The organism is Amycolatopsis sp. NPDC114503 (assembly GCF_055633655.1).
The window spans coordinates 1-23,891 of record NZ_JBVKDT010000025.1; the positions used below are offsets into that span (position 1 = coordinate 1).

A 23,891-nucleotide genomic window follows, 5' to 3' on the forward strand; every position below is an offset into this window, starting at 1 on the left:
GGAGCCTGGTTCCTCCACAAACGCAACCGCAACATGATCGTCGAAACCACCCGGGACATCCCCCGCCACGACGACTTCTGCTGGCTCACCATCGGACAAATACACCACCTCCTCAACCACGACAACATCATCAACATGAACACCAGAACGGTGCTGTCGTGCGCCCCGTACGAGGCCGACGGATACCCCGTCGGCGGCAGCGAGTTCCGTGCCACGCTGAGAGATTCGCTGTCCGCCGACCGGTTCTCCCGGCACACCACGCCGGAGCTGCTGAGCTGGCTGACCGAGATCAAGGCCAAGCACGAGCTGGACCGGCATTCGGTTCCGCTGTCCTCAGTGGACGGCTGGTACCGCACGGACGACGAGATCGCCCACGAGGACGGCAAATACTTCACGATCATCGCCACCGAAGTCGCCGCCGCCGAGCGCGAGGTCGCGCAGTGGAGCCAGCCGCTGCTGGCGCCGACGGAACAGGGGGTGGCCGGGTTTCTGGTGCGGAAGATCGGCGGGGTGCTGCACCTGCTCACCCAAGCCCGGATCGAAGCCGGCGTGCTGGACGTCGCCGAACTCGCGCCCACGGTGCAGTGCCTGCCCGGAAACTACCGGGACGGAGAACCCCGCCCGCGGTATTTCGACCTCATCCAGAACCCCGGCGGGCGGGCCCGCTACGACTCCGTGCAGTCGGAGGAGGGCGGCCGGTTCTACCACGCGGACAACCGCTACGTGGTGGCCGAGGCTCCGGAGGACTTCCCCCTCGAAACCCCGGACGAGTACCGGTGGATCGCCGTGCACCAGGTCATGGACCTGTTGCGGCACAGCAATTACTTCAACATCCAGGCGCGCAGCCTCATCGCCGGGCTGCATGCCGCGGCGTGAGCGCGCCCCGCGGCGCTCGACCCGCCTTCGAACGGCGACGGCAAGGGTGGCCGGACGGACGACACGACTGGGAGGCGCTGCATGCGCGTGCTGTTCACCACCTCGAATTGGGGTGGGCACTACTTCTGCATGATTCCGCTGGGCTGGGCGTTGCAGGCGGCGGGGCACGAGGTGCGCGTCGCCTGCCCGTCCGCCCAGGCGACCGCGATCAGCCGGGCCGGGCTGGTGCCGGTGCCGATCCTGCACGGCCCGGACATGACGTATTGGGCCCGGCTGACCGCGTACCAGGCGGCGGCCGAGACCGGCGTTCTGCCGCCGCACCCGATCACCGGGCGGCGAGTACGGCGCCTCGACGAGTTCGACGCCGCCGCGGCGAGCGCGCGATTCTGGCAGGAGCTGCCCGAATTGCTCCAGCAGAGCTATGACGGCGCGGTCGCGTTCGGCCGCGCCTGGAAGCCGGACGTGGTGCTCTACGACCTGATGGCGCCGGAGGGCGCGCTCGTCGCCCGGCTCGCCGAGGTGCCCGCTGTCTACCATTCGCTGGGCCTGTTCGGGGCGATGGAGACCGAGCCGGGGATGGAGATGGGCCTGGAGGACCCGACGGGGTCGTTCGCCCGGCACGGAGCCGAACCCTGGGACCGTTCGCAGGTGACGCACGTGATCGACCCGTCCCCCGACGAGGCGGTCCCGCCGCACGGCGCCGCGACCCGGATCCCGGTCCGGTACGTGCCTTACAACGGGCCGGGCGAGCTGCCGGACTGGCTGCGGACACCGCCGGACCGGCCGCGGGTGTGCGTGATGTGGGGATACTCGGTGTCGGCGATGCACGGGCTGGAAGTGCCCGCGCTGCGGCACGCGGTCGACGCGGCCGCGGCCACCGGCGCGGAGGTCGTGCTCACCGCCAGCGAAGAGCAGGTGGAGGCACTCGGTGAGCTGCCGCCGCACGTACGGGTCCTGCGGGACTTCCCGTTGCACCTGCTGCTGGAAACCTGCAATGCCGTTGTCCACCACGGCGGAGCCAGCGCGCTGATGACTGCTGCCGCCGCCGGCGTGCCGCAGCTCGCGCTGAGCCCGAGCGACATCTATCAGCGGTACGGCAGGCGAATCGCGCAAACCGGGGCGGTGTACTGCCTGCCTGGGCTCGAAGCCACCAAGCAGCAGGTCGTCGAGGCGACCCAAGCCGTGCTGTACGACGACGGATACCGGCAGGCCGCTCAGCGGGTCATGGCCGAGCAGCAGGCTCGGCCGACCCCCGCGGACCTGGTCGGCACGCTGGCCGGCCTGGCTTCGCCCACACTCGAGAGGACGGTCGCCTGATGCGCGTGCTGTTCACGGTTTCCGGATGGCAGGGCCACTATTTCTGCATGGTGCCGCTGGCGTGGGCGTTGCAGGCCGCCGGGCACGAGGTGCGGGTGGCCTGCCAGCCCTCGCAGACCGCGGCGATCAGCCGCGCCGGGCTCACGCCGGTGCCGGCGTTGGACGGTCCGGACGTGATGACCATCGGCCGGATGACCCTGTTCATCGACGCCCTGTTCGGCAAGCGGGAGACCGCGCCGCTGCACCCGTTCACCGGCGAGCCGATCCCCGACCCGCACGCCGTCGACATGGAGTCCGAGGCGCCCTACTTCTGGCAGGACGCCGCGGCCGCCGTCCGGCGCAGCTGCGACGGGGCGGTCGACTTCGCCCGGCTGTGGCGGCCCGATCTCGTGGTGCACGACGTGATGTCGGCGGAGGGGGCGCTCGCCGCTGCCGTGCAAGGAGTTCCGTCCGTCTACTTCGGACCCGGCTTGTTCGGCGCGGTGGAATCCGCTCCCGGGCTCGACCTGCGTCCCGGCGACCCGGTAGCGGCCTTCGACGACTACGGCGTCGGTCCGTGGAGCCGCGCCGACATCACGCACATGATCGATCCGTCGCCTGCCTCGGTGATCCCGCCGCTCGGCTCCGCGACGCGCCTCCCCGTGCGCTACGTGCCTTACAACGGACCGGGCGAGTTGCCAGTATGGGCCGCGGTGCCACCGGAACGCCGACGGATCTGCTTGCTGTGGGGCAATTCGGCGACCGGGTTGTGGGGCACCGAGGTGCCCGCTCTGCGGTACGCGATCGAGGCCGCGGCCGCGCAGGGCGCCGAGGTGCTGCTGATGGCGGGCGCTACGCAGGTGGACGCACTGGGCACGTTGCCCGACGGTGTGCGGCCGCTCCGCAACTTTCCCTTGCACCTGCTGCTGGACAGCTGCGACGCGATCATCCACCACGGCAGCGACAACACCTACCTGAACGCCGCGGCGAAGGGCATCCCGCAGCTCGGCCTCGGGCTGAGCGACGACCAGCTCACCTACGGGGAGCGGATGACCGGCACCGGCGCCGCACTCGCGCTTCCCGGGTTCGCGGCCAGCCGCGAGGAGATCGGCGATGCACTGCACCAGGTGCTGACGGACCCGTCTTTCCGCGCCGCGGCAGGCAGGCTGCAGGCGGAGATCGAGCAGAACCCGACACCCGCGGACCTGGTCGGACCACTGGCGGAACTCGCCGAAACCCGCCAGGCGCAGCTCAGCGAGGGGGTCTGATGCGCGTGCTGTTCACCGCGTCGGCATGGCGCGGTCACTACTACTGCATGGTGCCGCTGGCGTGGGCGTTGCAGTCCGCCGGGCACGAGGTGCGGATGGCCTGCACCCCCGGCCACGCCGAGCCGGTGGCCGGGGCCGGCCTGGTGCCCGTCCCGGTGCTGGACTGCCTCGACATGCCGACGCTGATGAGGATGACCAACTACCTGGAAGTCGTGCAGGGCGCCCGGAAAACGCCCGAACTGCCGCTGCATCCCTACACCGGCAAACCGGTCTCCTCCCTCGACGAGTTCGACGTCGAGGCGGAGGCGCCCAAGCTCTGGCAGCAATCGGACGAGACGATCGCGCGCAGCTACGACGGCGCCGTGCGGTTCGCGCGGACCTGGCGGCCCGATCTCGTGCTGCACGACCTGATGACCCCCGAGGGCGCGCTCGCCGCGGAAATCCTCGGCGTGCCGTCGGTGTACCACCCGCCCGGCCTGTTCGGCACCGCGGAGACCGAGCCCGGGGTAGACCTCGGAGACGGCGACCCGTCGGGGTCCTTTCCGCGGTATGGGCGGGAACCGTGGCACAACAACAGAATCACTCACGTTGTCGACCCCTCGCCGGATACCGCCGTCCCGCCGATGGGTTCGGCACACCGGTTTTCCCTGCGGTACCTGCCGTACAACGGCCCGACGATCGTGCCCGGCTGGGTGCGTGAGCCATCGCGGCGACCGCGCGTGGTCGTGCTGTGGGGCAGTTCCTCCGCGGCCGAAGCGGCCGAGGTGCCCGCATTGCAGGCCGCCGTCGAGGCAGCGCTGGCGGACGGCGCCGAGGTGCTGTTCACCACCGCCGGCCCCGAGGGCACGTCGGTTCTCGGCGCGCTCGCGGAACGGGTGCGGGTGCTGCAGAACTTCCCGCTGCATCTGCTGCTCGAAGGCAGCCGGGCGATCATCCACCACGGGAGCGTGAACTGTCTGCTCACCGCGGCGGCGCTCGGTGTTCCGCAGCTCGCGCTGGCGCTCAACGCCGAGCAGACCACCGTCAGCGGCCGGATCGCGGCGACCGGGGCGGCGATCTGCCTGCCTGGCCTCCAGGCGGCGCCGGAGCAGGCAGCCGCGGCCGCGATCGCCGTGCTGACCGATCCCGGCTACCTCGACGCCGCGCGGCGGCTGCGCGCGGTGATCGCCGCCCAGCCGAGCCCGGCGGACCTGGTGCCGGAGCTGGAAGCGTTGGCGCTCAAGGGAAGTCCGCTCGTATAACCGATTCGAGCCCAGCACCACTATCCGTCGAACCGAGCCGATCAGGATACCGAGACACGCCCGTCACCGGCGGGCGGAACGCCCCACGCGGAAAGGACACCCGTCACCATGACCACAGGCGAGTTCACCGATCCGAGGATCGTGCCGCACGAGTCCGACCAGGAGCGCGAGGTCCGCGAGCGGCTGACCAAGCTCCTCGTCGAGACGCCGATACCGCCGCAGTACCTGATCGACAACCTGGCCGTGTACATGCGCCGGCACCAGCTGTCGGACCTGCTGTCGATGGACGCGCTGTACCGGATGCTGCCGGAGGTGCCCGGCGTCGTCATGGAGTTCGGCGTGCTGCACGGCCGCCACCTGGCCGCGCTCACCGCGCTGCGCAGCATCTACGAGCCCTACAACTCGCTGCGCCGGATCATCGGCTTCGACACGTTCACCGGTTTTCCGGAGATCTCCGACGTCGACAAGGTCAGCACCAGCGCCGTCGCCGGCCGGTTCGCCATGCCGGTGGACGAGGTGGACCACCTGCGCGACGTGCTCGCCGCGCACGAGGCGAGCGAACCGTTCGGCCACACCCAGCGCACGTTCGTGGTCAAGGGCGACGTCCGGGAGACCGTGCCGAAGTACCTCGAGGACAACCCCGAGACGATCATCGCGCTGGCGTACTTCGACATGGACCTCTACCAGCCGACGAAGGACATGCTGGAGGCCATCCGGCCGCACCTGACCAAGGGCAGCATCCTGGCCTTCGACGAGCTGGCCCATCCCAAGTGGCCGGGCGAGACCACCGCGCTGCGCGAGGTTCTCGGGCTGGACCACGCCCACCTTCGCCAGGTGCCGGGTCGCGAGCCGCCGGTCATCTACTTCAAGTGGGGCGAGTGACGGTGACCTCAGTCGTGCCCGCCGCCGCGAGCCGGGAGCTCGCCGTGGAGGGCGCCTTCGAATTCACCCTCCCGGTATTCCCGGACCAGCGCGGCATGTTCGTCCAGACCTTTTCCGAGCAGGCCTTCAAAGCCGTTACCGGGCACCGGTTCCCGCTGGTGCAGTCGGCACACAGCGTGTCGGCGCGCGGGGTGCTGCGCGGGATCCACTTCACCAGGACCCCGCCGGGCATGGCGAAGTACGTCTACTGCGCCAAGGGCCGCGCGCTGGATCTCGTCGTGGACCTCCGGGTGGGGTCGCCGACGTTCGGCAAGTGGGATTCCGTGGTGCTCGACCAGGTGGGCTACCGGTCCACCTACGTCCCGGTCGGGGTCGGCCACGCGTACCTCGCGCTCGAGGACGACACGATGATGGTCTACAGCATGTCGGAGGGGTACGTGCCGGAGCACGAGCTGGCGGTGTCCGCGGTGGACCCGGCGATCGGGCTGCCGGTCCACGTCGGCACGGAGCTGATCTTGTCCCCGCGGGATTCCGTCGCTCCCACCCTCGCCGAGGCGAAGGCCGCCGGGATGCTGCCCGACTACCGGACGAGCCTGGAGCTCGAGGCCGCCCTGTGACCGCGCGTCGCGTCCCGGAGGGCGGGGACGCGGCCCGCGGGCACCAAGCGCAGGGGGAGCGATGACGCGGTGGGTCGTGCACGGCGAGCGGTCGATTTACGCCAGCGAGTGGGTGGAGCTGCTGCTGGCCGACATCGAGCTGCCCGACGGCAGGCGATACGACCACCATCTGGTGAAAGTCGCGCCCGGCGCGGCCGTCGCGATGGTCGACGCCGGGCGGGTGCTCATGCTGTGGCGGCACCGGTTCACCACGGACACCTGGAGCTGGGAACTGCCCGGCGGCGCCGTCGATCCCGGCGAGACTCCGGCGGCCGCGGCGGCGCGGGAGGCCGAGGAGGAGACCGGCTGGCGTCCCGCCGGACTGACCCCGCTGGCCTACCTCCAGCCGATCGCCGGGATCGCGAACGCCGAGCAGCACGTCTTCCTGTCGGCCACGGCGACCCGCGTCGGCGCGCCCACCGACCCGTGCGAGGCGGCGCGGGTCGGCTGGGTCCCGCTCGCCGACGTGCCGAACCTGATCGCACGGCGGGAGATCGTCGCGGCGGCGTCGCTGGTGGCCTTGTTGCGGCTGATCACCGAGCCCTGACAAGCCCTTCGGGGTAGGACTCCCAGGCCGAGGCCAGTGTCTGCGCCAGCGTGCGCCGCGGCCGCCAGCCCAGCAGTGCCAGCGCCGAGGAGTTGTCCAGGCAGCTCTCCCCGGCGTCCTCTGCGGCGGCGTCGCGCACGACGATCTCGGCGGGGGCACCGCTGATCTCGACGAGCAACTCGAGCAGCTCCCGGACCAGCACCACCCGCCCGCCCCCGACGTCGATCACCCCGGACACCCGGCGGCTCGCGGCGGCGGTCACGGCATCGGCGACGTCGCGGACGTCAAGGAAATCACGGCGTGCGCGCGAAGACTCCACGCGCAGGACGGCACTCCGCCCGGATGCCTTGGCCTCCTTGAGCATCGGCACGACCGTCCCCAGCAGACCGCTCACCGTCGGATGCGGACTGAGCACACTGGACAGCCGCAACACCACACCGTCGACCTCGCCGCGTTCGGTCGCCGCGCCCACCAGTTTCGTCGCCTGCCGCTTGGACTCGCAGTACACGGAGAGCGACGCGCCGGGCGGGAACGTCTTGTATTCGTGCGCGGAACCGAGATGCACAAGCCGCGGCCGGTGCCGCAGCTCGGCCGTGGCGGCGAGCAGGTTTTCCACCAGCGTCACGTTCAGCCGGTACCGCTCCTCGTCGGACACCCAGACACCGCCCGCGGCGTTGACGATCACTTCGCATCCCTCGTCGGACAGCACGTCGGCGAGCGCGCGCGGCGGAGTGTTCACCAGGTCGATGGGCTTTCCCGTCGTGCCGTGCGGGGCTCGCGCCGGATCGCGCACGAGAACGAGCACGCGATGCCCGAGGGCGAGGAACGCCGCACAGATCTGCCTGCCGATGTAGCCGGTCCCACCGAGGACCACCGTGGTCGTCACGCCGCCGAGCATGCCGACCCGGACTCCAGGAACGGTCGACGCGGGTTCGACGCACGCCTCCCCGCGCGCGTAATGGTGCGAGGAGCGAATGAATTCACCCGTGGTGCGCGACGACATTGCCCGCTCGGATTTGAAATGCGTGCGGAAGCATTTATTCCGGTACTGTTTGATCATGCGGTCGCGCTGGTGAACAGCTTTCACTGGTGCCCCTTTTGGCAGTTTCAGGCATAGTGCGATGTTTGCCCGATTAGGGGGAGGCGGCCAGCCGAGTCGGGGGCACTCGGCTGAATAGATGCACGCCACGGCCCTGCTGGGGATAATGTGACCTTGGGCACGGCTCGTGCCGGAATATGCGCTGCCCCTCATTAGGGGTGGGCCCCCCTAATGGTCGACTTATTGCCGGTCCGAAGGGATGCTGTTAGATTCTGAATGGGAGCGGAATCAGCATAAATCCTGGGGGATTACTGATGGTATTGCGCATTGTGACGATGGAGCCCGATCCACTGGAGAGAATGCGGCTGCAATCAGTTGTCCAGTCGGTCGCCGGCGTGCGGATCGTGGGGGACGCGGACGAGAACCCGAGACGCCTGAACCTGGTGCGGCGGCGCCAGTGCGACCTGCTCATCGCCCGGATGAACGACGACGGCAGGCGAGCGGCCCGGATCGGCAGCCACTTCGCGGGCGGTCAGACGGTGCTCATTCTCATCGCCGGGCCCGGCCGGCCGGGCTCCGCCGGGGCCGACCCGCTGGGAAAACTGGCCGCGTTCACGCTGGCGGACTCCTCGCTCGACCTGTTGCCGTCGCTGGTCCAGGTGATCGACGCGATGCGCAAACAGCGGCTGAGGTACAACGTCTCCCCGCCCACGGTCAGCGTGACGGTGGGATTGCCGGGGGTGCTGTCCCAGCGCGAGGTGGAGGTGATCACGTTGGTGTCCAACGGGATGAGCAATCTCCAGATCGCCCACCGGCTGTCCATTACGGAGGGCACGGTCAAACGGCACCTGCACAACATCTACGTGAAGGTCGGGGCCAGTTCGCGGATCGACGCGGTCAATCGGCTGACCAAGGGCGAGGCTCAGCAGGCCGGGTGATCCGGCACGGACACGGCACACCGGCGCCTCACCGGTGTGCCGCCGGCTCCCGGTCCACCATCGCCAGCAACGGCGCGGGGTAGCGCTCGCCCACCGCGCACCCCCTCGGGAAGAGTTCGGCAAGCGCCCGCCATTCGGCCTCGCTCAAGCGCGCGCCGGCGGCCGTGACGTTGTCGGCCACGTGCTGTCCGGACCGCATTCCGGGAAGCGGGACGACCGGATGCGGACCGGACCGCAGCCAGCTCAAGGCCAGCGCCGCCGCAGTCGTTCCGCGTTCGCGCGCGACGGCGACAAGCGCCTCGGCCCGTCGGCGGTTCTTCGCCAGGGCGTCCGGGGCGTGCCTCGGGTCGCGGTGCCGCCAGTCTCCCGGCGGCAAGTCCGCGAGAACCGTCTGGGCGCCGGTCAGCAGGCCGAGGGCAAGGGGCCGGTAGGCGATCAGCGGGATCCCGTGCGCCGCGCACGTGGGCAGCACGTCCTCTTCGACATGGCGCTCGAACAGCGAGTACTCGGTCTGCACCGCGGCGATCGGATGCACGGCGAGCGCGCGGCGCAACGTGCCCGGTGCCACCTCGGAAAGCCCGATCCGCGCCACCCTGCCCTCGCGTACCAGCTCGGCCATGGCTCCGACGGATTCCTCGACCGGCACCGCCGGGTCGACCCGCGCGAGGTGGTACAGGCCGATCCGCTCGACACCGAGCCTGGCCAGCGAACCCGCACACGCCGCGCGGATGTGTTCCGGTGTGCCGTTGAGCCCCTTGCCGTGCACGATCCCGGTCTTCGTCGACACGACGATCTTCTCCCGCGCAGACCGGGAAAGCGCTTCGCCGAGGGCTTGCTCGGCCGCACCCTGGCCGTAGTAGTCAGCGGTGTCGAACAGGGTTATCCCGGCATCGATCGCGGTCTCGACGACCGCCCGCGGTGCTTCCACAGTGGACAGACTCATGCCGCCGAAGCCGATGCCGACGCCAGCCCAGTCGCTCATGCGGCGAGCGTGGCAGGCGGCCCTAAAGATCGGCTCGAGCCTGCTCGAAGGATCCTCCAATCCCGCCCGAGCCCTACCGCACAGCATCGCAAAGCGACTTCGCGCAAGCCGACGGCCGGTGAAGCCGTCCCGTCTACAACAAGGAGGTCAGGTGTCCACCGAGAACCTCAGGACCGCGATCGTCACCGGTGCCACGAGCGGCATCGGGCGAGCCGTGGCGGACAAGCTAGGGCAGGCGGGTCTTCGGGTGTTCGTCTGCGCCCGCTCGGCCGAGGACGTCGCCGTCACTGTCAAGAAGCTGTGCGACGCAGGGGTTGACGCAGACGGAACGTCGTGCGATGTCAGGTCCAGTTCGGACGTCTCGGCGATGGTCGAAGCCGCGGCTACCCGGTTCGGCCCGATCGACGTGCTGGTCAACAACGCCGGGCGCAGCGGCGGCGGGCCCACCGCGGGACTCAGCGACGAACTCTGGCAAGACGTCATCGACACCAACCTGACCAGTGTCTTCACCGTGACCAGGGCCGCGCTGAACGCCGGCGGGATGCTCGGCAGGGCCGGCGCGCGGATCGTCAACATCGCCTCGACCGGGGGCAAACAGGGCGTCCCGCTCGGCGCGCCGTACTCCGCTTCCAAGGCCGGGGTCATCGGCTTCACGAAGGCGCTGGGCAAGGAACTGGCTCCCCAGGGGATCACGGTCAACGCCGTCTGCCCCGGATACGTGGAAACGCCGATGGCGCAACGGGTCCGGCAGGGCTACGCCGAGGTGTGGTCCACCGGCGAAGACGAGGTGCTGAAGGCATTCAACGCCAAGATCCCGCTCGGCCGGTACTCCACCCCGGAGGAGGTCGCCGGGCTGGTGCACTACCTGACCGAGCCGGCCGCGGCGTCGATCACCGCGCAGGCGCTCAATGTGTGCGGCGGACTCGGAAACTACTGAGCACCCTCCCGAAAGGACGGCTGTGACCGCGCAATCCCATTCCACTTCCCACCGCGTCGAGATCGCCGCGGCCCCGGAAACCGTGTTCGGCATCATCGCCGACGTCACGCGGTGGCCGCACATCTTCGGCCCCACCGTGCACGCCGAAGTCGTCGAGCGCACCGAGTCGGACGCCACCGGGGTGTGCGCCGAGACGATCGAATTGTGGGCCACCGCGAACGGTTCGGTGAAGCACTGGACGTCCCGGCGGACGCTGGACCCGGCGAACCACCGGGTTTCGTTCGCTCAGCAGGTTTCCCAGCACCCCGTCGCCGCGATGAGCGGTACGTGGCAAGTCTCGGCGCGGCCGGGGGGCTCTCAGGCGGTGTTGACCCACGAGTTCGAGGCCGTCGGCGACGAGCCCGAAAACGTCGCTTGGATCACCAGCGCGATCGACCGCAACAGCGAGGCGGAGCTTTCCGCTCTCAAGGCCGCCGCGGAGACGGCGTCCGCGCGCGCAGAGCTGGTTTTCTCTTTCACCGACACGGTTTCCGTCGATGCTCCGCGCGCGGCGGTCTACGAATTCCTCTACCAAGCGGCGCTGTGGCCGGAGCGCGTTCCGCACGTCGCCCGGCTGGACCTGACCGAGGAGGTGCCGAACCTGCAGGTCATGGAGATGGACACCTCCGCGCCCGCAGGGGACGTGCACACGACGAAGTCGATCCGGGTGTGTTTCCCGGAGTCCCGCATCGTGTACAAGCAGACCAAGGTGCCCGCGTTGATGACCGCGCACACCGGGTACTGGGAGCTGACCGAACGCGAGGACGGCGGGGTCGATGCCACCTCGCAGCACCTGGTCGTGCTCAACCCGGACACGATCACGAGCGTGCTCGGCGCGGACGCGACGGTGCGGACGGCGACCGAGTTCGTGCGGGGTGCGCTTGGCAAGAACAGCACGACGACCTTGCGCTACGCCAAGGAATTCGCGGAGGCGATGGCTGCGGCGCACTGACCCGAAGAAGCACCGACCCGAAATGGGGGAGGGCCTGGCGTGTGAGACACGCCAGGCCCTCCCTTTCGTCTTCCCGGCCGCGCATCTGAGCCAGCGCGAGAGCTCAGGTCAGCCGACAATCGCGACCGCGCGGGTCCACCCCGCACCGCCGCCGGCGATCTTCACGGGGAAACAGCTGACCGTGAACGGGGTGTCGGCGGGCAGCGCGTCGAGGTTGGTCAGCCGCTCGATCTGGCAGTACTCCACCTCCCTGCCGAGGAAGTGCACGGGCCACAGCACGGAGGTGTCACCGGACGACTGGTACCGCGAGATCATGTCGGTGAACGGCGCGTCGAGGCTGAACGCGTCGGTGCCGATCACCCGCACGCCCGCGTCGAGCAGCATCCGCGTCGCCGGACCGCTCAGCCCGGTGAAGTCGGTGAAGTACTTCGGGGTGCCGACCAGTTCGGCGGCGCCGGTGTTGAGCAGCACGATGTCCAGCGGTCGCGGTTCGTACCCGGCTGCCGCCATCGCCGCCCGCAGATCGTCCTCGCCCACGGCCCCGGGCGGTGCCGCGGTCAGGTCCAGCACGACGCCGGGACGGTGGAACCAGTCGAGCGGGAGTTGGTCGATGGTGCTCGGCGGGCCGTCCGGGCCTCGGCTCCCGTAGTGCGCCGGTGCATCCACGTGTGTGCCGGTGTGGCTGGTCAGCGTCAGGGTGTCGATGGACAGAAGCTCGCCGTCGGGCAGCACGGCCGGATCGAACTCGATCCCGAAGTGCTCCCGCATCTCCTCGGCCATGTGCACCGCGCCGTCGGCGGGGCTGAGAACGGTGTGCCGCAACGGTTCCGGTTCCCAGCCCTGGGCATCGATCGGCGTCGAAAGATCGATGAAGCGCATGTGATCACCATTTCCGGTCTCCGGGCGAATTGCCGGAAAACTAGCCGGACCGGCTCGACAACGTTTCGAAGAGTCTTGGAAGGCCGGCGTCGGCCAGGCCTCCACCACGGCTCCAGGGACGCGGAGCACCGTGAACGGCAGTCTGTGCTCGAGACAAAGAAGGGACCACCATGGACTTCACTCTGTCCGAACTCGTCGAGATCATGCGCGTGAGCGCGGGCGAGGACGAGTCGGCGGGCCTGGACGGCGACATCGTCGACCGGGAGTTCGCCGACCTCGGTTACGACTCGATCGCACTGCTGGAGATCTCCTCGCGGGTGGAACGCCAGCTCGACGTCGTACTGGCCGAGGACGTGGTCACCGAGGCGACGACGCCGCGCGCGTTCCTCGCCGCGGTGGAGATGGCTCTCCAGGCTCCGGTCGGCTGACGCCATGCCGCTGCACTACCTGGTCTCGCCCGCCGGGACGCCGAACTTCGGCGACGAGCTGATCGCCGCGACCTGGCTGCGCCACCTCGCCGAGACAGCCCCGGACGCCGAGGTCGTGCTCGACTGCGCGGGCCCGGCCAAGCTGGCGATCCGGCCGGAGGAGCTGCACCCGAACGTCCGGGTCGTCGACACCCTGTGGCAGGTCTGCCTGCGCAACTGGCACGAGGGCGCCGAGGGCGCGGTCAAGATGGCCCGGTGGGCAGTGGCCAACCCCGCGCAGACCATGGACCTCGCCGAGGGGATCGAGCTGCTGCGCCGGGCCGACACGGTGCATCTGGTCGGAGGCGGCTTCGTCAACGACCTTTGGCCGCCGTTCCACGGCCTGCTCGCGGGCATGGCCACCGCGGCCGAGCACTCCGGCGCCACGATCGCCATGACCGGTCAGGGACTCTGCCCGCCGCTGGGCGGCTCGCCGACGCTGATTCGCGACCTCATCGCTCCCTTCGGCGTGGTCGACGTCCGCGACGAGCCGTCCGCCGAACTGCTCGCCGGCTTCGACGTCAGCAAGAGCGGCGACGACGCGTTCCTCCGCGCCGGCGCCGATCTCCGCCCGGCGGACGAATCCGGCCCCGAGGTGGTCGTCTCGGTTCAGGCCGAACACAGTTCGGTGGAGACCGAGAAGCTGCTCGATTTCCTGCGCCGGACGATCGACGCTTGGCAGGTGACCGACGTCGGCCTGCTGGAGTGCAGTCCGGAGGGGGACCGCGAGATTCTCGGCTTGGCAGCCGAAGCCTTGCCCGTGACGCGGCGCTACGCACTCGGAGACGTGCTGAACAAGGGGTTTCCGGCCCGGCCCGGCCAGACGTGGCTGTCCACCAGGTTCCATCCTCACCTGATGGCGGCCGCTGCCGGTGCGGGCGGTATCGCGGTGGACGTGCGCGACGACGCGTACTACACCACGAAGCACCGCTCGCTGATCGAACTCGGCTCCGGGTGGGAACTCGCGGTGCCCGGCACGATCCCGGCACGCCCGCGGCAGGGCGGTTACCCCGCGGAGTGCGTCGAGAAAATCCGCGCAGGCAAACTGGACGTCGCTCGGCGAATCTATCCGGGCTGACAAGCGAAAGGCAGGCACCGGCTTCGGTGCCTGCCTTTTCACTTGCCCTTCATCAGGCGAACACTGTCCGGTCCACCTGGATCGAGCGGTTCCCGAAGGCCACGTAGTCGAGCATCTTGCGGTACACCGGCGTGTGCTTGACCACCCAGGCCAGTTTCGGCCGGATCCTGGTCGCCGCGAACCCGGTCGACAGCATCGCCTTCCACTGCATCGCTTGCAAACGCTGCACTTTCGCCACGTCCGCCGTGCGCACGCGCTCGAACGCCGACAGCCGTCGCGCGGTGAGGTCGTTCTCCCGCAACGCACCCAGCAGGATCGGATGGGCCAGCACGGCGTCCTGGATGCCGAGGTTGATGCCCTGTGCTCCGATCGGGCTGTGCGTATGCGCCGCGTCGCCGATCAACACCAGGCCGTCATCCGCCCACCGGCTGGCCCGGCCGGCGAAGACGTCGAGCAGGCTGAGTTCTTTGAACGACCCGATCTGCTCGGTGATGAGATCCGCGTACGGCGGCAGCGCCCGGATCAGCTCCGCCTTGATGTGACCGATCCCGCGCGCGGCCAGCTCGCGGTAGCCGCCGTGCGGCAACGTCCATCCGACTTGGAGCCGGTCCGGCCACGACCGGTACACCAGCGCCGGGTTGGCACCCGATCGGAAGACCCGCACGGAGGCGGCTTCCTCGGCGACCCCGGACAGCTTGAACCACAACACATCCGCGTCGAAGGAGTCCCGCCTGCCCGCGTCGATGCCGGCCAGCCGGCGCACCTTCGAGAATTGGCCGTCCGCGCCGACCACGATCCGCGCCCGCACGGTGTGCCTGCCGGCAGTGACCCCGGCGACCGCACCGCCGACGGTGACCAGACTGTCCACACGCGACTCGTCGTAGTAGGCAAACCCTTCGTGTTCACGGCAAAGCCGCAGCAGCTCGTCGAGCACGTGCACCTGCGGGACGCTGAGCAGATGGTTGTACGGGCTCGGCAGAACGCGATAGTCGATGTCCAGCAAGGTCCGGCCCGCCTCCACCACCTGGAACGCCGAGTGCTCGTGACACCCGCGTGCCCGGGCTCCGGCCAGCACCCCCAGCTCGTCCAAGATCGAGAGCGCGCCCGGCTGCAGGAGTTCGCCGCGGAAAGCCCGTTGGTGAGAACCGGATTTTTCCAGCACCGTCACGCGCACGCCGGAACGGGCCAGCAGCAGAGCCAGTACTAACCCGGCAGGCCCGGCCCCGACCACGCAGACGTCGGTGTCAGTCTGACGCTCCACGGCTCAGTCCGCGTGCGCGGCGAGCAGGTGCTCGGCGTGCTCGACGACCCGCAGCGCCACCTCCGCCGGCTCGGTCTCCGTGGCGTGTGCAGCCTCGGCGTCCGACCACCAGGTGGTGAAGGTGTAGGCGCCCGGGTTGGGCAGCGATTTGCTCAGCTCGGCTCGCTGGAATCCGTTCGCGCCGCGCAGAGTGTCCGTGTGGTCGGCCAGCTTCTGCTCGAAGGCGGCGGCGTCGCCGTACGCGGTCAGCGTCTCCACTACGACGGCCGGCCCAGCGGGAACTTCTTGTCCCACAGCGAATACCTGGTTCGACGGGTTGATGCTCACGTCCACCAGTTCGTGGAATTGCTTGGCGTGCTGCTGGAACACCTCGCTGGCCACGACCTGCTGGAAGTCCTGGGCCGACCGCCACCGCCCGATGTTGACGTAGGTGCCGTCGGCGCTCACGACGCGCACGGCCTGGTGCGAGTGGAAACCATTTTGCTCTCGCATCCACCGGACGTGCTCGGCGAACCGGGATTCGAAAGCGTCGGCGTCACTCGCCTGCTTGCAGGTAAAAGCGTTGATCACGGTGAACAAGGGCGCCTCACTCATGGCAGTTCCTTTCTCGGCGGTCCGATCGGTGAGCATGGTGCGAATCGTGTGGCGCTGAATCTTTCCGTTGGGCGACCGAGGAATCTCCGGTACCGTGACGACCTCGCGAACGTGCTGGTAATACGGCATCCGGTCATTCACCTCGGCGACAATGGCAGCTGCGTCAGCATCGGTGACCAGCACCGCCCCGGCCACCGCGCCGCTGAATTCGTCGGGAAGGTCGACGACGGCCGCGTCGGCGACCTCTGGATGTGCGACTATCTCCCGTTCGATCTCAGCGGGGGACACAAGGAAGTTGTCGCATTTGAAGACATCCTTGAGCCGGTCCACCAGAACCAGGCTTCCGTCCTGGTCTTCCCGCCCGACATCCCCGGTGCTGAACCAGCCGTCGGGTTGGATCCCGGCGTCGGCGGGCCCGCCCAGGTACCCCTTCATCAGCTGAGGCCCGCGGACCTGCACCTCGCCGACCGCTCCGGGGGCCAGCACCGCCCGAGATTCGACATCCACAACCCGGCATTCGGTGTCCTTGACGGGCTTGCCGACCGAACCAGGCGTCGGATTGCCGGGGTCGTCGCAGTGCGTGAGCGGTGAAGTCTCGGCCAGGCCGTATCCCTGGTACACCTTCAGCCCGAAATGCTCGCCGAGCAGTTTGGCCGCAGCGGGCGCGAGCGCGGACCCGCCGGACGCGATCCACCGCACTGTCGGCATCGCCAGCCCGTCCAGATTGCCTGCCATCCGGGCGAGCCGAACCGGCAAACTGTAGAAATGGGTGGCTCGATACCGATTCGCCAGTGCTACCGCGTCACCCGGCTCTGGCGAATCGCACAGCACGTGCGTCGCACCTGCCCGAACTGCCGAGTTCAAGTGCATCGGATGAAACGTCGGCAGATAATTGACCGTGACGGAGTCGCTGGTCAACCACTGCGCCTCGGCCACTTGTTCGGCATTCACCACGACATTCTTGTGAGTGAGCAGCACCGCCTTCGGCAACCCAGTAGTGCCACTGGTGAAATGCACGCAAGCGACGTCGTCCGCTTCAACCGCCACGTCGTCAACCGGCACGGACGGGCCCTCAAGAAACCCGGCCAGATCCCCACCCTCGCCGACGACCACGACCCGCTGCAACGCAGGCAACCGATGCCGGACCGCGGTCAGCCTCGAAGCTAACCCGGCATCCACAAAGGCGATCCGCGCCTCGCTCAACCCGAGGACGAACGCCAGCGCTTCCTCCCGCAAATAAGGATTGACCACGGCGACGGCCTGCCCGGCCCGCGCGGCCCCGTAGTACGCGACGGCGAAGTCAGGATGCAACGTCGCCGCGACGGCGACGTTGTTGTGCAACCCCTCCACTTCTGCGGCGAGCGCACCGGCGAACGCGGACACCCGCCGGTCCAGCGTCGTGAAGTCGATCTCGTCGTCGCCAGCCACCAAAGCGAGCCGGTCTGGGTGTGCCCTTGCTGTGGCAGCGAGCAGATCTCCCACCCGCGCGTGTCCATCGCCCACAGCACCGTTGACTTCTTTCGCGCGTGTCACGCCCGCCACTATCTGTCGTCTTGGTCGAGCCAAGCTCGAGCACTGCCGCGCAGGTAGCCGGGCGGGCGGTTGTGCCGGACGGCGTCGTGCCGGGTGGCGCCGTGCAGTGCGGAAGATCGCTACCTCGAATTCGTCTACCCCGCCGCCCTTTGCCTCCCGCCAACCCAATAGCCCGCGTCCCACACGGCGCACAGCAGAAGCGGCCAGCGACGCGGAAAGGGCAGCGGAGTCGCCGAGCCCGCCGTCACAGACTCGCTGGCAGTTGGCGAATCCGCCGCCCCTGTTCCCTCCGGAAGGAGGGCAACCCGCACGACATCACCAGGGGGCGCGAAAGAGTCCCGTCGACATGGCCAGCTCCTGGAGCGACGCACCCCAGAAACACTCCACCAGAGGCGCCCGACGCCGACCGGAAACGATCACCCGAGATCATCGCCCGAACACAAGAAAACCCCTCCGACCAGCGCCAACCGCGTGATCAAAGGGGTTTGTCGAACTTGTGGAGCTAAGGGGACTCGAACCCCTGACCCCCTCACTGCCAGTGAGGTGCGCTACCAGCTGCGCCATAGCCCCGAAGCAGAGGTGAACTCCGCATCTCGTATGGACATACAGTACACCCCGCCTCGAAGGCCTTCGGCAGGGGGTCGGTTACGTGCCGCAAGCGCCCCCGAAAGCCGCGCCAGGCTGGTCAAACCGGTGCCACCACTGCCCACTACTAGCGCATTAGTGCAGGTCGCCTGCCCTTCCTGACTTTTCTTCAGGTTTGCGTTGAGCGTACGTGTGCCCGCGGTTACATTCCTCCGCAGTCGCGACGTCAAGCCGATCCCTGCCATGCGGCGGACCGCATCCCCGGCCGAGGTCGCCCGACGATCCCTTCTCGGCAAGGAGGTGGCGATGGGGCCCACATCACGGAGAGTGGCACCTCTGGTGCCGACACCTCCGAACGCAGCTGGCTACCTCTCCGAGCGGAACAGCGGAGCGCTGCTCCATCAACACGATGCCGCAAACGCTGAAGCGTGGCCCAGTCAAGCCACGGCGGCGAACGCTCAGCGGTCCGCAGCTCAGCCGCCCGCGAGGCCCGCCCGGCTGGCCCGCTCGTACATCGACGCCGGAACAAACGCGCACGATTGGCACTTCCACCTCACCCGTGAGGGCGATGCAGAGACGACCACCCGTCGCTCCCGGCTTCCTGTTCCGCAGGACAAGAACGCTCCGCGAATGTCCCGCGCCGCGGTCCCGCCGCGATTGCCGTTCACCGAGGTCGACCCGCGATGGCCAGCGCATCCGGCCGCGCCGGTTGTCGATCTTGACTCCGGCCAAGACCGTGAACCGCGCCCGGCCGGACCGGCCGCCGGCCACGAGAAGCCGCAGCAGCACGGCAGTCATGACGCCGCCAACCGGTCGTTCACACTGATCTCCGTGGGTGGCACTCCTTCTCCGCCGCCGGGACAAGTGGACCTGGGGCCGAACGTCGTCGTTTTCGATCCGTCGATGCCGAGCGCGAGCATCCAGCGCAAGCTGGACGCGATCTTCGCGGAGCAGGAGAAGAACCAGTTCGGGCGCGAGCGCTACGCGGTGCTGTTCGAGCCGGGCACGTACTCCAACGACGTGAACGTCGGCTTCTACACCCAAATCCTCGGACTGGGCAGCACGCCCGACGCCGTGACGATCAACGGCGCGGTGCACGTCGAGGCGGACTGGTTCCCTCCGAACAACGCGACCCAGAACTTCTGGCGCGGCGCGGAAAACCTGTCAGTGAACCCCGTCGGGGGCACGGATCAGTGGGCCGTCTCGCAGGCGAGCCCGTACCGGCGGATGCACGTCCGCGGCGACCTCCGCCTCGACCACGGCGGCGGCTGGTCGAGCGGCGGCTGGATCTCGGACACGAAGATCGACGGCCAGATCCGTTCCGGGTCGCAACAGCAATGGATCTCGCGCGATTCGCAGTTCGGCAGCTGGAACGGGTCCACTTGGAACATGGTGTTCGTCGGAGTGAGCGGCGCCCCCGCCGGCACCTTCCCGGACCCGCCCTACACGACGGTCGACCAGACCCCGGTCGTGCGCGAAAAGCCGTGCCTTCAGGTCGACGAGTCCGGGCACTACCAGGTGTTCGTGCCCGCGTTGCGAACCAACACCGCCGGGGTCACCTGGGAACACGACAGCGCGCCAGGCACTTCCTTGCCGATCGGTCAGTTCTTCATCGTGAAGCCCGGTACTGCCGCGGCCGAAATGAACGAGGCGCTGACAGCAGGCAAGAACCTGCTGATCACCCCAGGCGTCTACCACCTCGACCAGCCGCTGCACGTGACCCGCCCGGACATCGTCATCCTCGGCCTCGGCATCGCGACTTTGGTGCCGGACGGCGGGATCACCGCGATAAAGGTCGACGACGTAGACGGGGTGAAGATCGCAGGCCTGCTCATCGATGCCGGAACGACCTCGTCGGCCATGCTCATGCAGGTCGGCGATCCCGGGTCGGACGCAGACCATTCGGCGAACCCGACGTCGCTGCACGACGTGTTCTTCCGTGTCGGCGGTGCCGCCGCTGGAAAAGCGCGCACCAGCCTGGTCGTCAACAGCAACCACGTGATCGGCGACCACCTGTGGCTCTGGCGAGCCGACCACGGAGCTGACGAAAGCCACGTCGGCTGGAGCTCCAACACAGCCGACACCGGCCTGGTCGTGAACGGCGACGACGTGACCGTCTACGGGTTGTTCGTCGAGCACTTCCAGAAGACTCAGGTGGCCTGGAACGGAAACGGCGGGCGCACCTACTTCTTCCAGAACGAGATGCCCTACGACGTCCCCGACCAGACCAGCTGGATGAACGGCGAGGCGGAGGGCTACCCCGCCTACCAGGTCGCCCCGGACGTGACCAGCCACGAAGCCTGGGGCCTGGGCAGCTACTGCTTTTTCAGCGCGAACCCGTCGGTGGCCTGCTCGCGCGCTTTCGCCGCCCCGGCTGCGCCAGACGTGCGATTCCACGACATGGTGACGGTTTCGCTCAACCACCAGGGAACGATCACCCATGTGATCAACGCCGTCGGCGAGACCACTCCGGCGGGCACGAAACCGGCGAACTTGGTGCGCTATCCGTAGCCGCCACCTGGACAACCGGTGCCCGTCGCGGTGGCGGCCGCGGCGGGCGCCGGTCCCTGGTTCTGTTGCTTGCCACGACGGACGGCGGGACACCGTAGGCTGTGCCGTGTGAGCCAGCCGATCCTGATGACCGTCGACGACGACCCCGCCGTTTCGCGGTCGGTGGCGCGCGACCTGCGTCGCCGCTACGGCAAGGACTACCGCGTCATCCGCGCCGACTCGGGTGCCGACGCCCTCGACGCACTTCGCGAGATCAAGCTGCGCGGTGACGCCGTCGCGGCGATCCTCGCCGACTACCGCATGCCGCACATGGACGGCATCGTCTTCCTGGAGAAGGCGATGGACCTCTTCCCCAACGCCCGGCGCGCGCTGCTGACGGCGTACGCCGACACCGACGCCGCGATCCAGGCGATCAACGTGGTCGACGTCGACCACTACCTGCTCAAGCCCTGGGATCCCCCCGAGGAGAAGCTGTACCCGGTCATCGACTCTCTCGTCGAGACCTGGCTCGCGGTCGGCGATCGTCCGGTCGAGGAGACGAAGCTGATCGGGCACCGGTACTCGGCTCCGTCGTTCCGGATGCGCGATTTCCTCGCTCGCAACGCCGTGCCGTACCGGTGGTACTCCGTCGACGACGACGAAGCCGGCCGCATCCTCCAGGCCGCTGGCGCGTGCGAGACCGACATCCCGGTCGTGGTGACGCCGGACGGCACGGTGCTGAAACAGCCGACGGGAAGCGAGATCGCCGACGCGGTGGGCCTTTCTACCCAGCCCGCGCAGGACTTTTACGACCTGGTGGTGATCGGCGGCGGTCCGGCCGGACTCGGAGCTGCGGTGTACGGAGCTTCCGAGGGGCTGCGAACCGTGCTGGTCGAGCGCAAGGCCACCGGCGGCCAGGCCGGAACCAGTTCCCGGATCGAGAACTACCTCGGCTTCCCGGACGGCGTGTCCGGCGCGCAGTTGACGGATCGAGCCCGCCGCCAGGCGCAGAAGTTTGGTGCCGAGGTGCTCACGGCACGTGACGTCGTGGGCCTGGAAGCGCGCGGGTCGAGCCGCGTCGTGACCTTCGGCGACGGATCCGAGATCGCCGCGCACTCCGTGATCCTTTCCAGCGGTGTCAATTACCGGGCATTGGAAGCCGAGGGAATCCAGGAGCTGACCGGCCGCGGCGTCTACTACGGCTCTGCCGCGACGGAAGCACCTGAGTGCTCGAACGACCACGTGTACATCGTCGGCGGCGCGAACTCCGCGGGACAGGCCGCGGTGTTCTTCGCTCAGCACGCCACCGACGTGACGCTGCTGGTGCGCGGCGCGTCGCTGGAATCGTCGATGTCGCACTACCTCATCGAGCAGATCGCCGCCATCGAAAACGTCCACGTCCGCACGCACACCACGGTGCTCAAAGCTCACGGGGACGATCACCTCGAGTCCATTACGGTCTGCAAAGACGGCGTGACCGAGGAACTGGACACGGAACACCTCTTCATCTTCATCGGAGCCGCTCCGCGCACGGAGTGGCTGGGGAAAGGCGTCCTGCGGGACGCCCACGGATTCGTCCGGACCGGCCCGGACCTCGTGGAAGACGGACGCAGGCCGCCGGGATGGACGCTGGACCGCGATCCGCATTACCTGGAGTCGTCAGTGCCCGGCGTGTTCGTGGCCGGAGACGTGCGCTCGCAGTCGGTGAAACGCGTGGCGTCCGCCGTCGGCGAGGGCGCCATGGCCGTGACCCTGGTCCACCGTTACTTGGAGGAACAGTGACTCAGCCCGCCTTGTCGCGCGAGGAACTGCGCGGCCTGTTCTTGTTCGAACACCTCTCGGACGCGCAGCTCGACTGGATCGAGCGGAATGCGGTTCGCGAGGAGTTCAAGGCTGACTCCGTGGTGATCCGCGAGGGCGATCCGGCCACCTGCTTCTACGTCCTGCTCAACGGCGCGCTGCGGATGACCCGCGTGGTGGCCGGTGCCGAGGTCGAGATGAAGCGGTCCGATCAGCGCGGTTCCTATTGCGGCGCAACGCAATTCCTGGCCTATCAGGACAGCGAAGCCACCTACGGCGCGACGATCTACGCCGTCAGCGACCTGACCTTTCTCACGCTTCCCGCCGCCGAGTTCTCCGTGGAATTCCGGCAATGGTTCCCGATGGCGGCGCACCTGCTGGAGGGGATGTACCTCGGCTGGCGCAACACCGACGCGCTGGTGTCGTCGCGGCGCCGGCTTGTCGCCCTCGGCGAGCTGTCCGCGGGGCTCATGCACGAACTCAACAACCCGGCCGCGGCCGCGGTACGGGCGACCGCCGCGCTGCGGGAGCGGGTCGCGGGCATGCGGCACAAGCTGGCGATCCTGGCGAAGAAAGACATCGACCCGGACCTGCTCGAGCTGCTGCTCGACGTGCAGGAACGCTTGGTGAAGCAGGTCGGCGACGCGCCTAAGCTCACCGCGATGCAGCAGGCCGACCGCGAGGACGAGGTCGGCGACTGGCTTGACGACCACGGCATCGGCCAGGGTTGGGACCTCGCCAGCATCTTCGTCGCGGCTGGGCTCGCCCCGGAGAACCTCGACCACGTCCTCGAGTCGGTGGGCGAAGGCCTGCTCGACGGTGCGATCCGCTGGCTCGCCTACGCGCTCGAAACCGAGATGCTGATGGGCGAGATCGAAGACTCGACCAGCCGGGTTTCCACGCTCGTGGGCGCGGCGAAGCAGTACTCGCAAATGGATCGCGCGCCGCACCAGTTCATCGACGTCCACGAAGGACTCAACTCCACCCTGGTGATGATGTCGGGCAAGCTCGGCGAAGGCATCCGCGTGGTCAAGGAATACGACTGCTCGATCGACCGGGTTCCCGCCTACGCCGCCGAACTGAACCAGGTGTGGACCAACATCATCGACAACGCCGTGGGCGCCATGGGCGGCAAGGGAACGCTGACCCTGCGCACCTGGCAGGTCGGCAAGCAGGTGCGCGTCGAGATCGGCGACACCGGGCCGGGAATCCCGGAAGAGGTGCGGCAGCGCATCTTCGAGCCGTTCTTCACCACCAAGGGCGTGGGCGAAGGCACTGGTCTCGGGCTGGACATCTCGTGGCGGATCGTCGTGGAACGGCATTCGGGCGACATCAAAGTGACGTCGGAACCGGGCGACACCCGGTTCGAGGTCTGCCTTCCGGTGGAGGAACAAGCGTCGCTCTGAACGCGCGCTTGCCTGCGGCGGCCCGGCATGGGACCGGGGTCTTCGGCTTCTTCGGAGCGGTTTTGCGGTGACGGTCATCGGTGGCATCCCCTCGGAGTGATTTAGCGGCTCGATTCCGAGGTTAGCCGACCGCACCGACAGGATT

Annotated in this window: 20 protein-coding genes and 1 tRNA gene; 15 read left to right on the forward strand and 6 right to left on the reverse strand. The window is 68.6% G+C overall.

All coding sequences use genetic code 11. The features are described 5' to 3' along the window. From ACZ7OI_RS48445 to ACZ7OI_RS48475, 7 genes are all read left to right on the forward strand, one after another. Positions 1-876, forward strand: an 876-nt coding sequence (locus ACZ7OI_RS48445; RefSeq protein WP_470270873.1) for an NDP-hexose 2,3-dehydratase family protein, incomplete at its 5' end; no start/stop codon positions are given. A gap of 81 nt (positions 877-957) precedes the next feature. Continuing rightward, the gene (locus tag ACZ7OI_RS48450) at positions 958-2,193 is read left to right on the forward strand and encodes a nucleotide disphospho-sugar-binding domain-containing protein (protein ID WP_470270874.1); all 1,236 of its coding nucleotides are present in this window, start codon (positions 958-960) and stop codon (positions 2,191-2,193) included. Beyond that, a complete protein-coding gene (locus ACZ7OI_RS48455) occupies positions 2,193-3,440 on the forward strand; it encodes a nucleotide disphospho-sugar-binding domain-containing protein (RefSeq protein ID WP_470270875.1) in 1,248 nt (415 codons plus the stop codon). The genes ACZ7OI_RS48450 and ACZ7OI_RS48455 overlap by 1 nt, the downstream gene beginning before the upstream one ends. Then, positions 3,440-4,681 carry a nucleotide disphospho-sugar-binding domain-containing protein gene (locus ACZ7OI_RS48460; RefSeq protein ID WP_470270876.1) on the forward strand — a complete coding sequence of 414 codons (1,242 nt, stop codon included), beginning with the start codon at positions 3,440-3,442 and terminating at the stop codon, positions 4,679-4,681. The genes ACZ7OI_RS48455 and ACZ7OI_RS48460 overlap by 1 nt, the downstream gene beginning before the upstream one ends. 108 nt (positions 4,682-4,789) lie before the next feature. Further along, positions 4,790-5,563 carry a class I SAM-dependent methyltransferase gene (locus tag ACZ7OI_RS48465; RefSeq protein WP_470270877.1) on the forward strand — a complete coding sequence of 258 codons (774 nt, stop codon included), beginning with the start codon at positions 4,790-4,792 and terminating at the stop codon, positions 5,561-5,563. Further along, positions 5,560-6,180, forward strand: coding sequence for a dTDP-4-dehydrorhamnose 3,5-epimerase family protein (locus tag ACZ7OI_RS48470; protein WP_470270878.1), 621 nt, complete (start codon positions 5,560-5,562; stop codon positions 6,178-6,180). Before ACZ7OI_RS48465 ends, ACZ7OI_RS48470 begins: the two co-directional genes overlap by 4 nt. Before the next feature lie 61 nt (positions 6,181-6,241). Continuing rightward, positions 6,242-6,766, forward strand: a complete 525-nt coding sequence (locus tag ACZ7OI_RS48475) for an NUDIX domain-containing protein (RefSeq protein ID WP_470270879.1) — start codon at positions 6,242-6,244, stop codon at positions 6,764-6,766. Here the strand turns inward: ACZ7OI_RS48475 and ACZ7OI_RS48480 are convergent. Further along, the gene (locus ACZ7OI_RS48480) at positions 6,753-7,652 is read right to left on the reverse strand and encodes an NAD-dependent epimerase/dehydratase family protein (protein WP_470270880.1); all 900 of its coding nucleotides are present in this window, start codon (positions 7,650-7,652) and stop codon (positions 6,753-6,755) included. The two genes, ACZ7OI_RS48475 and ACZ7OI_RS48480, sit on opposite strands and share 14 nt — an antisense overlap. A 512-nt stretch (positions 7,653-8,164) precedes the next feature. Here ACZ7OI_RS48480 and ACZ7OI_RS48485 point away from each other — a divergent pair. Further along, complete coding sequence (locus ACZ7OI_RS48485) at positions 8,165-8,743, forward strand: helix-turn-helix transcriptional regulator (RefSeq protein WP_470270881.1); 579 nt, start codon at positions 8,165-8,167, stop codon at positions 8,741-8,743. A gap of 28 nt (positions 8,744-8,771) precedes the next feature. Here the strand turns inward: ACZ7OI_RS48485 and ACZ7OI_RS48490 are convergent, their stop codons facing one another. Then, positions 8,772-9,725, reverse strand: coding sequence for an aldo/keto reductase (locus tag ACZ7OI_RS48490; RefSeq protein ID WP_470270882.1), 954 nt, complete (start codon positions 9,723-9,725; stop codon positions 8,772-8,774). 151 nt (positions 9,726-9,876) lie between these two features. Here ACZ7OI_RS48490 and fabG point away from each other — a divergent pair, with 151 nt between their 5' ends. Beyond that, entirely contained in the window at positions 9,877-10,662 is a 786-nt protein-coding gene (fabG, locus tag ACZ7OI_RS48495) for a 3-oxoacyl-ACP reductase FabG (protein WP_470270883.1), read from the forward strand. A gap of 22 nt (positions 10,663-10,684) precedes the next feature. After that, positions 10,685-11,653, forward strand: coding sequence for an aromatase/cyclase (locus tag ACZ7OI_RS48500; RefSeq protein WP_470270884.1), 969 nt, complete (start codon positions 10,685-10,687; stop codon positions 11,651-11,653). Between the two features lie 108 nt (positions 11,654-11,761). On the opposite strand, the gene ACZ7OI_RS48505 is transcribed toward ACZ7OI_RS48500, so the two are convergent. Then, positions 11,762-12,532, reverse strand: coding sequence for a cyclase family protein (locus ACZ7OI_RS48505; RefSeq protein ID WP_470270885.1), 771 nt, complete (start codon positions 12,530-12,532; stop codon positions 11,762-11,764). Between the two features lie 170 nt (positions 12,533-12,702). On the opposite strand from ACZ7OI_RS48505, the gene ACZ7OI_RS48510 reads away from it, so the two are divergent. Further along, on the forward strand, positions 12,703-12,960 hold the full coding sequence (locus ACZ7OI_RS48510; RefSeq protein ID WP_470270886.1) for an acyl carrier protein: 258 nt from the start codon (positions 12,703-12,705) through the stop codon (positions 12,958-12,960). Positions 12,961-12,964: 4 nt separating this feature from the next. Beyond that, on the forward strand, positions 12,965-14,077 hold the full coding sequence (locus ACZ7OI_RS48515) for a polysaccharide pyruvyl transferase family protein (RefSeq protein ID WP_470270887.1): 1,113 nt from the start codon (positions 12,965-12,967) through the stop codon (positions 14,075-14,077). Positions 14,078-14,129: 52 nt separating this feature from the next. On the opposite strand, the gene ACZ7OI_RS48520 is transcribed toward ACZ7OI_RS48515, so the two are convergent. The 3 genes from ACZ7OI_RS48520 to ACZ7OI_RS48530 all read right to left on the reverse strand — a co-directional run bounded on the left by ACZ7OI_RS48520 (position 14,130) and on the right by ACZ7OI_RS48530 (position 18,035). Further along, complete coding sequence (locus ACZ7OI_RS48520; RefSeq protein WP_470270888.1) at positions 14,130-15,338, reverse strand: FAD-dependent oxidoreductase; 1,209 nt, start codon at positions 15,336-15,338, stop codon at positions 14,130-14,132. A 3-nt stretch (positions 15,339-15,341) separates the two neighbouring features. Continuing rightward, positions 15,342-17,465 carry an AMP-binding protein gene (locus ACZ7OI_RS48525; protein ID WP_470270889.1) on the reverse strand — a complete coding sequence of 708 codons (2,124 nt, stop codon included), beginning with the start codon at positions 17,463-17,465 and terminating at the stop codon, positions 15,342-15,344. A gap of 497 nt (positions 17,466-17,962) precedes the next feature. Beyond that, positions 17,963-18,035, reverse strand: a tRNA-Ala gene (locus ACZ7OI_RS48530). 645 nt (positions 18,036-18,680) lie between these two features. Between ACZ7OI_RS48530 and ACZ7OI_RS48535 the strand changes: the two genes are divergently transcribed. From ACZ7OI_RS48535 to ACZ7OI_RS48545, 3 genes are all read left to right on the forward strand, one after another. Next, positions 18,681-20,561, forward strand: a complete 1,881-nt coding sequence (locus tag ACZ7OI_RS48535; protein ID WP_470270890.1) for a coagulation factor 5/8 type domain-containing protein — start codon at positions 18,681-18,683, stop codon at positions 20,559-20,561. Positions 20,562-20,669: 108 nt separating this feature from the next. Then, positions 20,670-22,322: an NAD(P)/FAD-dependent oxidoreductase gene (locus ACZ7OI_RS48540; RefSeq protein ID WP_470270891.1), complete on the forward strand. Its 1,653-nt coding sequence runs from the start codon at positions 20,670-20,672 to the stop codon at positions 22,320-22,322. Then, positions 22,319-23,746 (forward strand): ATP-binding protein, encoded by a 1,428-nt coding sequence (locus ACZ7OI_RS48545; protein ID WP_470270892.1) that lies wholly within the window; start codon positions 22,319-22,321, stop codon positions 23,744-23,746. The genes ACZ7OI_RS48540 and ACZ7OI_RS48545 overlap by 4 nt, the downstream gene beginning before the upstream one ends. Positions 23,747-23,891: the final 145 nt, after the last annotated feature.

Coding starts and splice junctions, on each gene's coding strand:
- ACZ7OI_RS48450 (WP_470270874.1), top strand. CDS start 958: ATGCGCGTGCTGTTCACCACCTCGAATTGGGGTGGGCACTACTTCTGC.
- ACZ7OI_RS48455 (WP_470270875.1), top strand. CDS start 2,193: ATGCGCGTGCTGTTCACGGTTTCCGGATGGCAGGGCCACTATTTCTGC.
- ACZ7OI_RS48460 (WP_470270876.1), top strand. CDS start 3,440: ATGCGCGTGCTGTTCACCGCGTCGGCATGGCGCGGTCACTACTACTGC.
- ACZ7OI_RS48465 (WP_470270877.1), top strand. CDS start 4,790: ATGACCACAGGCGAGTTCACCGATCCGAGGATCGTGCCGCACGAGTCC.
- ACZ7OI_RS48475 (WP_470270879.1), top strand. CDS start 6,242: ATGACGCGGTGGGTCGTGCACGGCGAGCGGTCGATTTACGCCAGCGAG.
- ACZ7OI_RS48485 (WP_470270881.1), top strand. CDS start 8,165: ATGCGGCTGCAATCAGTTGTCCAGTCGGTCGCCGGCGTGCGGATCGTG.
- ACZ7OI_RS48490 (WP_470270882.1), bottom strand. CDS start 9,725: ATGAGCGACTGGGCTGGCGTCGGCATCGGCTTCGGCGGCATGAGTCTG.
- ACZ7OI_RS48505 (WP_470270885.1), bottom strand. CDS start 12,532: ATGCGCTTCATCGATCTTTCGACGCCGATCGATGCCCAGGGCTGGGAA.
- ACZ7OI_RS48510 (WP_470270886.1), top strand. CDS start 12,703: ATGGACTTCACTCTGTCCGAACTCGTCGAGATCATGCGCGTGAGCGCG.
- ACZ7OI_RS48515 (WP_470270887.1), top strand. CDS start 12,965: ATGCCGCTGCACTACCTGGTCTCGCCCGCCGGGACGCCGAACTTCGGC.
- ACZ7OI_RS48535 (WP_470270890.1), top strand. CDS start 18,681: ATGTCCCGCGCCGCGGTCCCGCCGCGATTGCCGTTCACCGAGGTCGAC.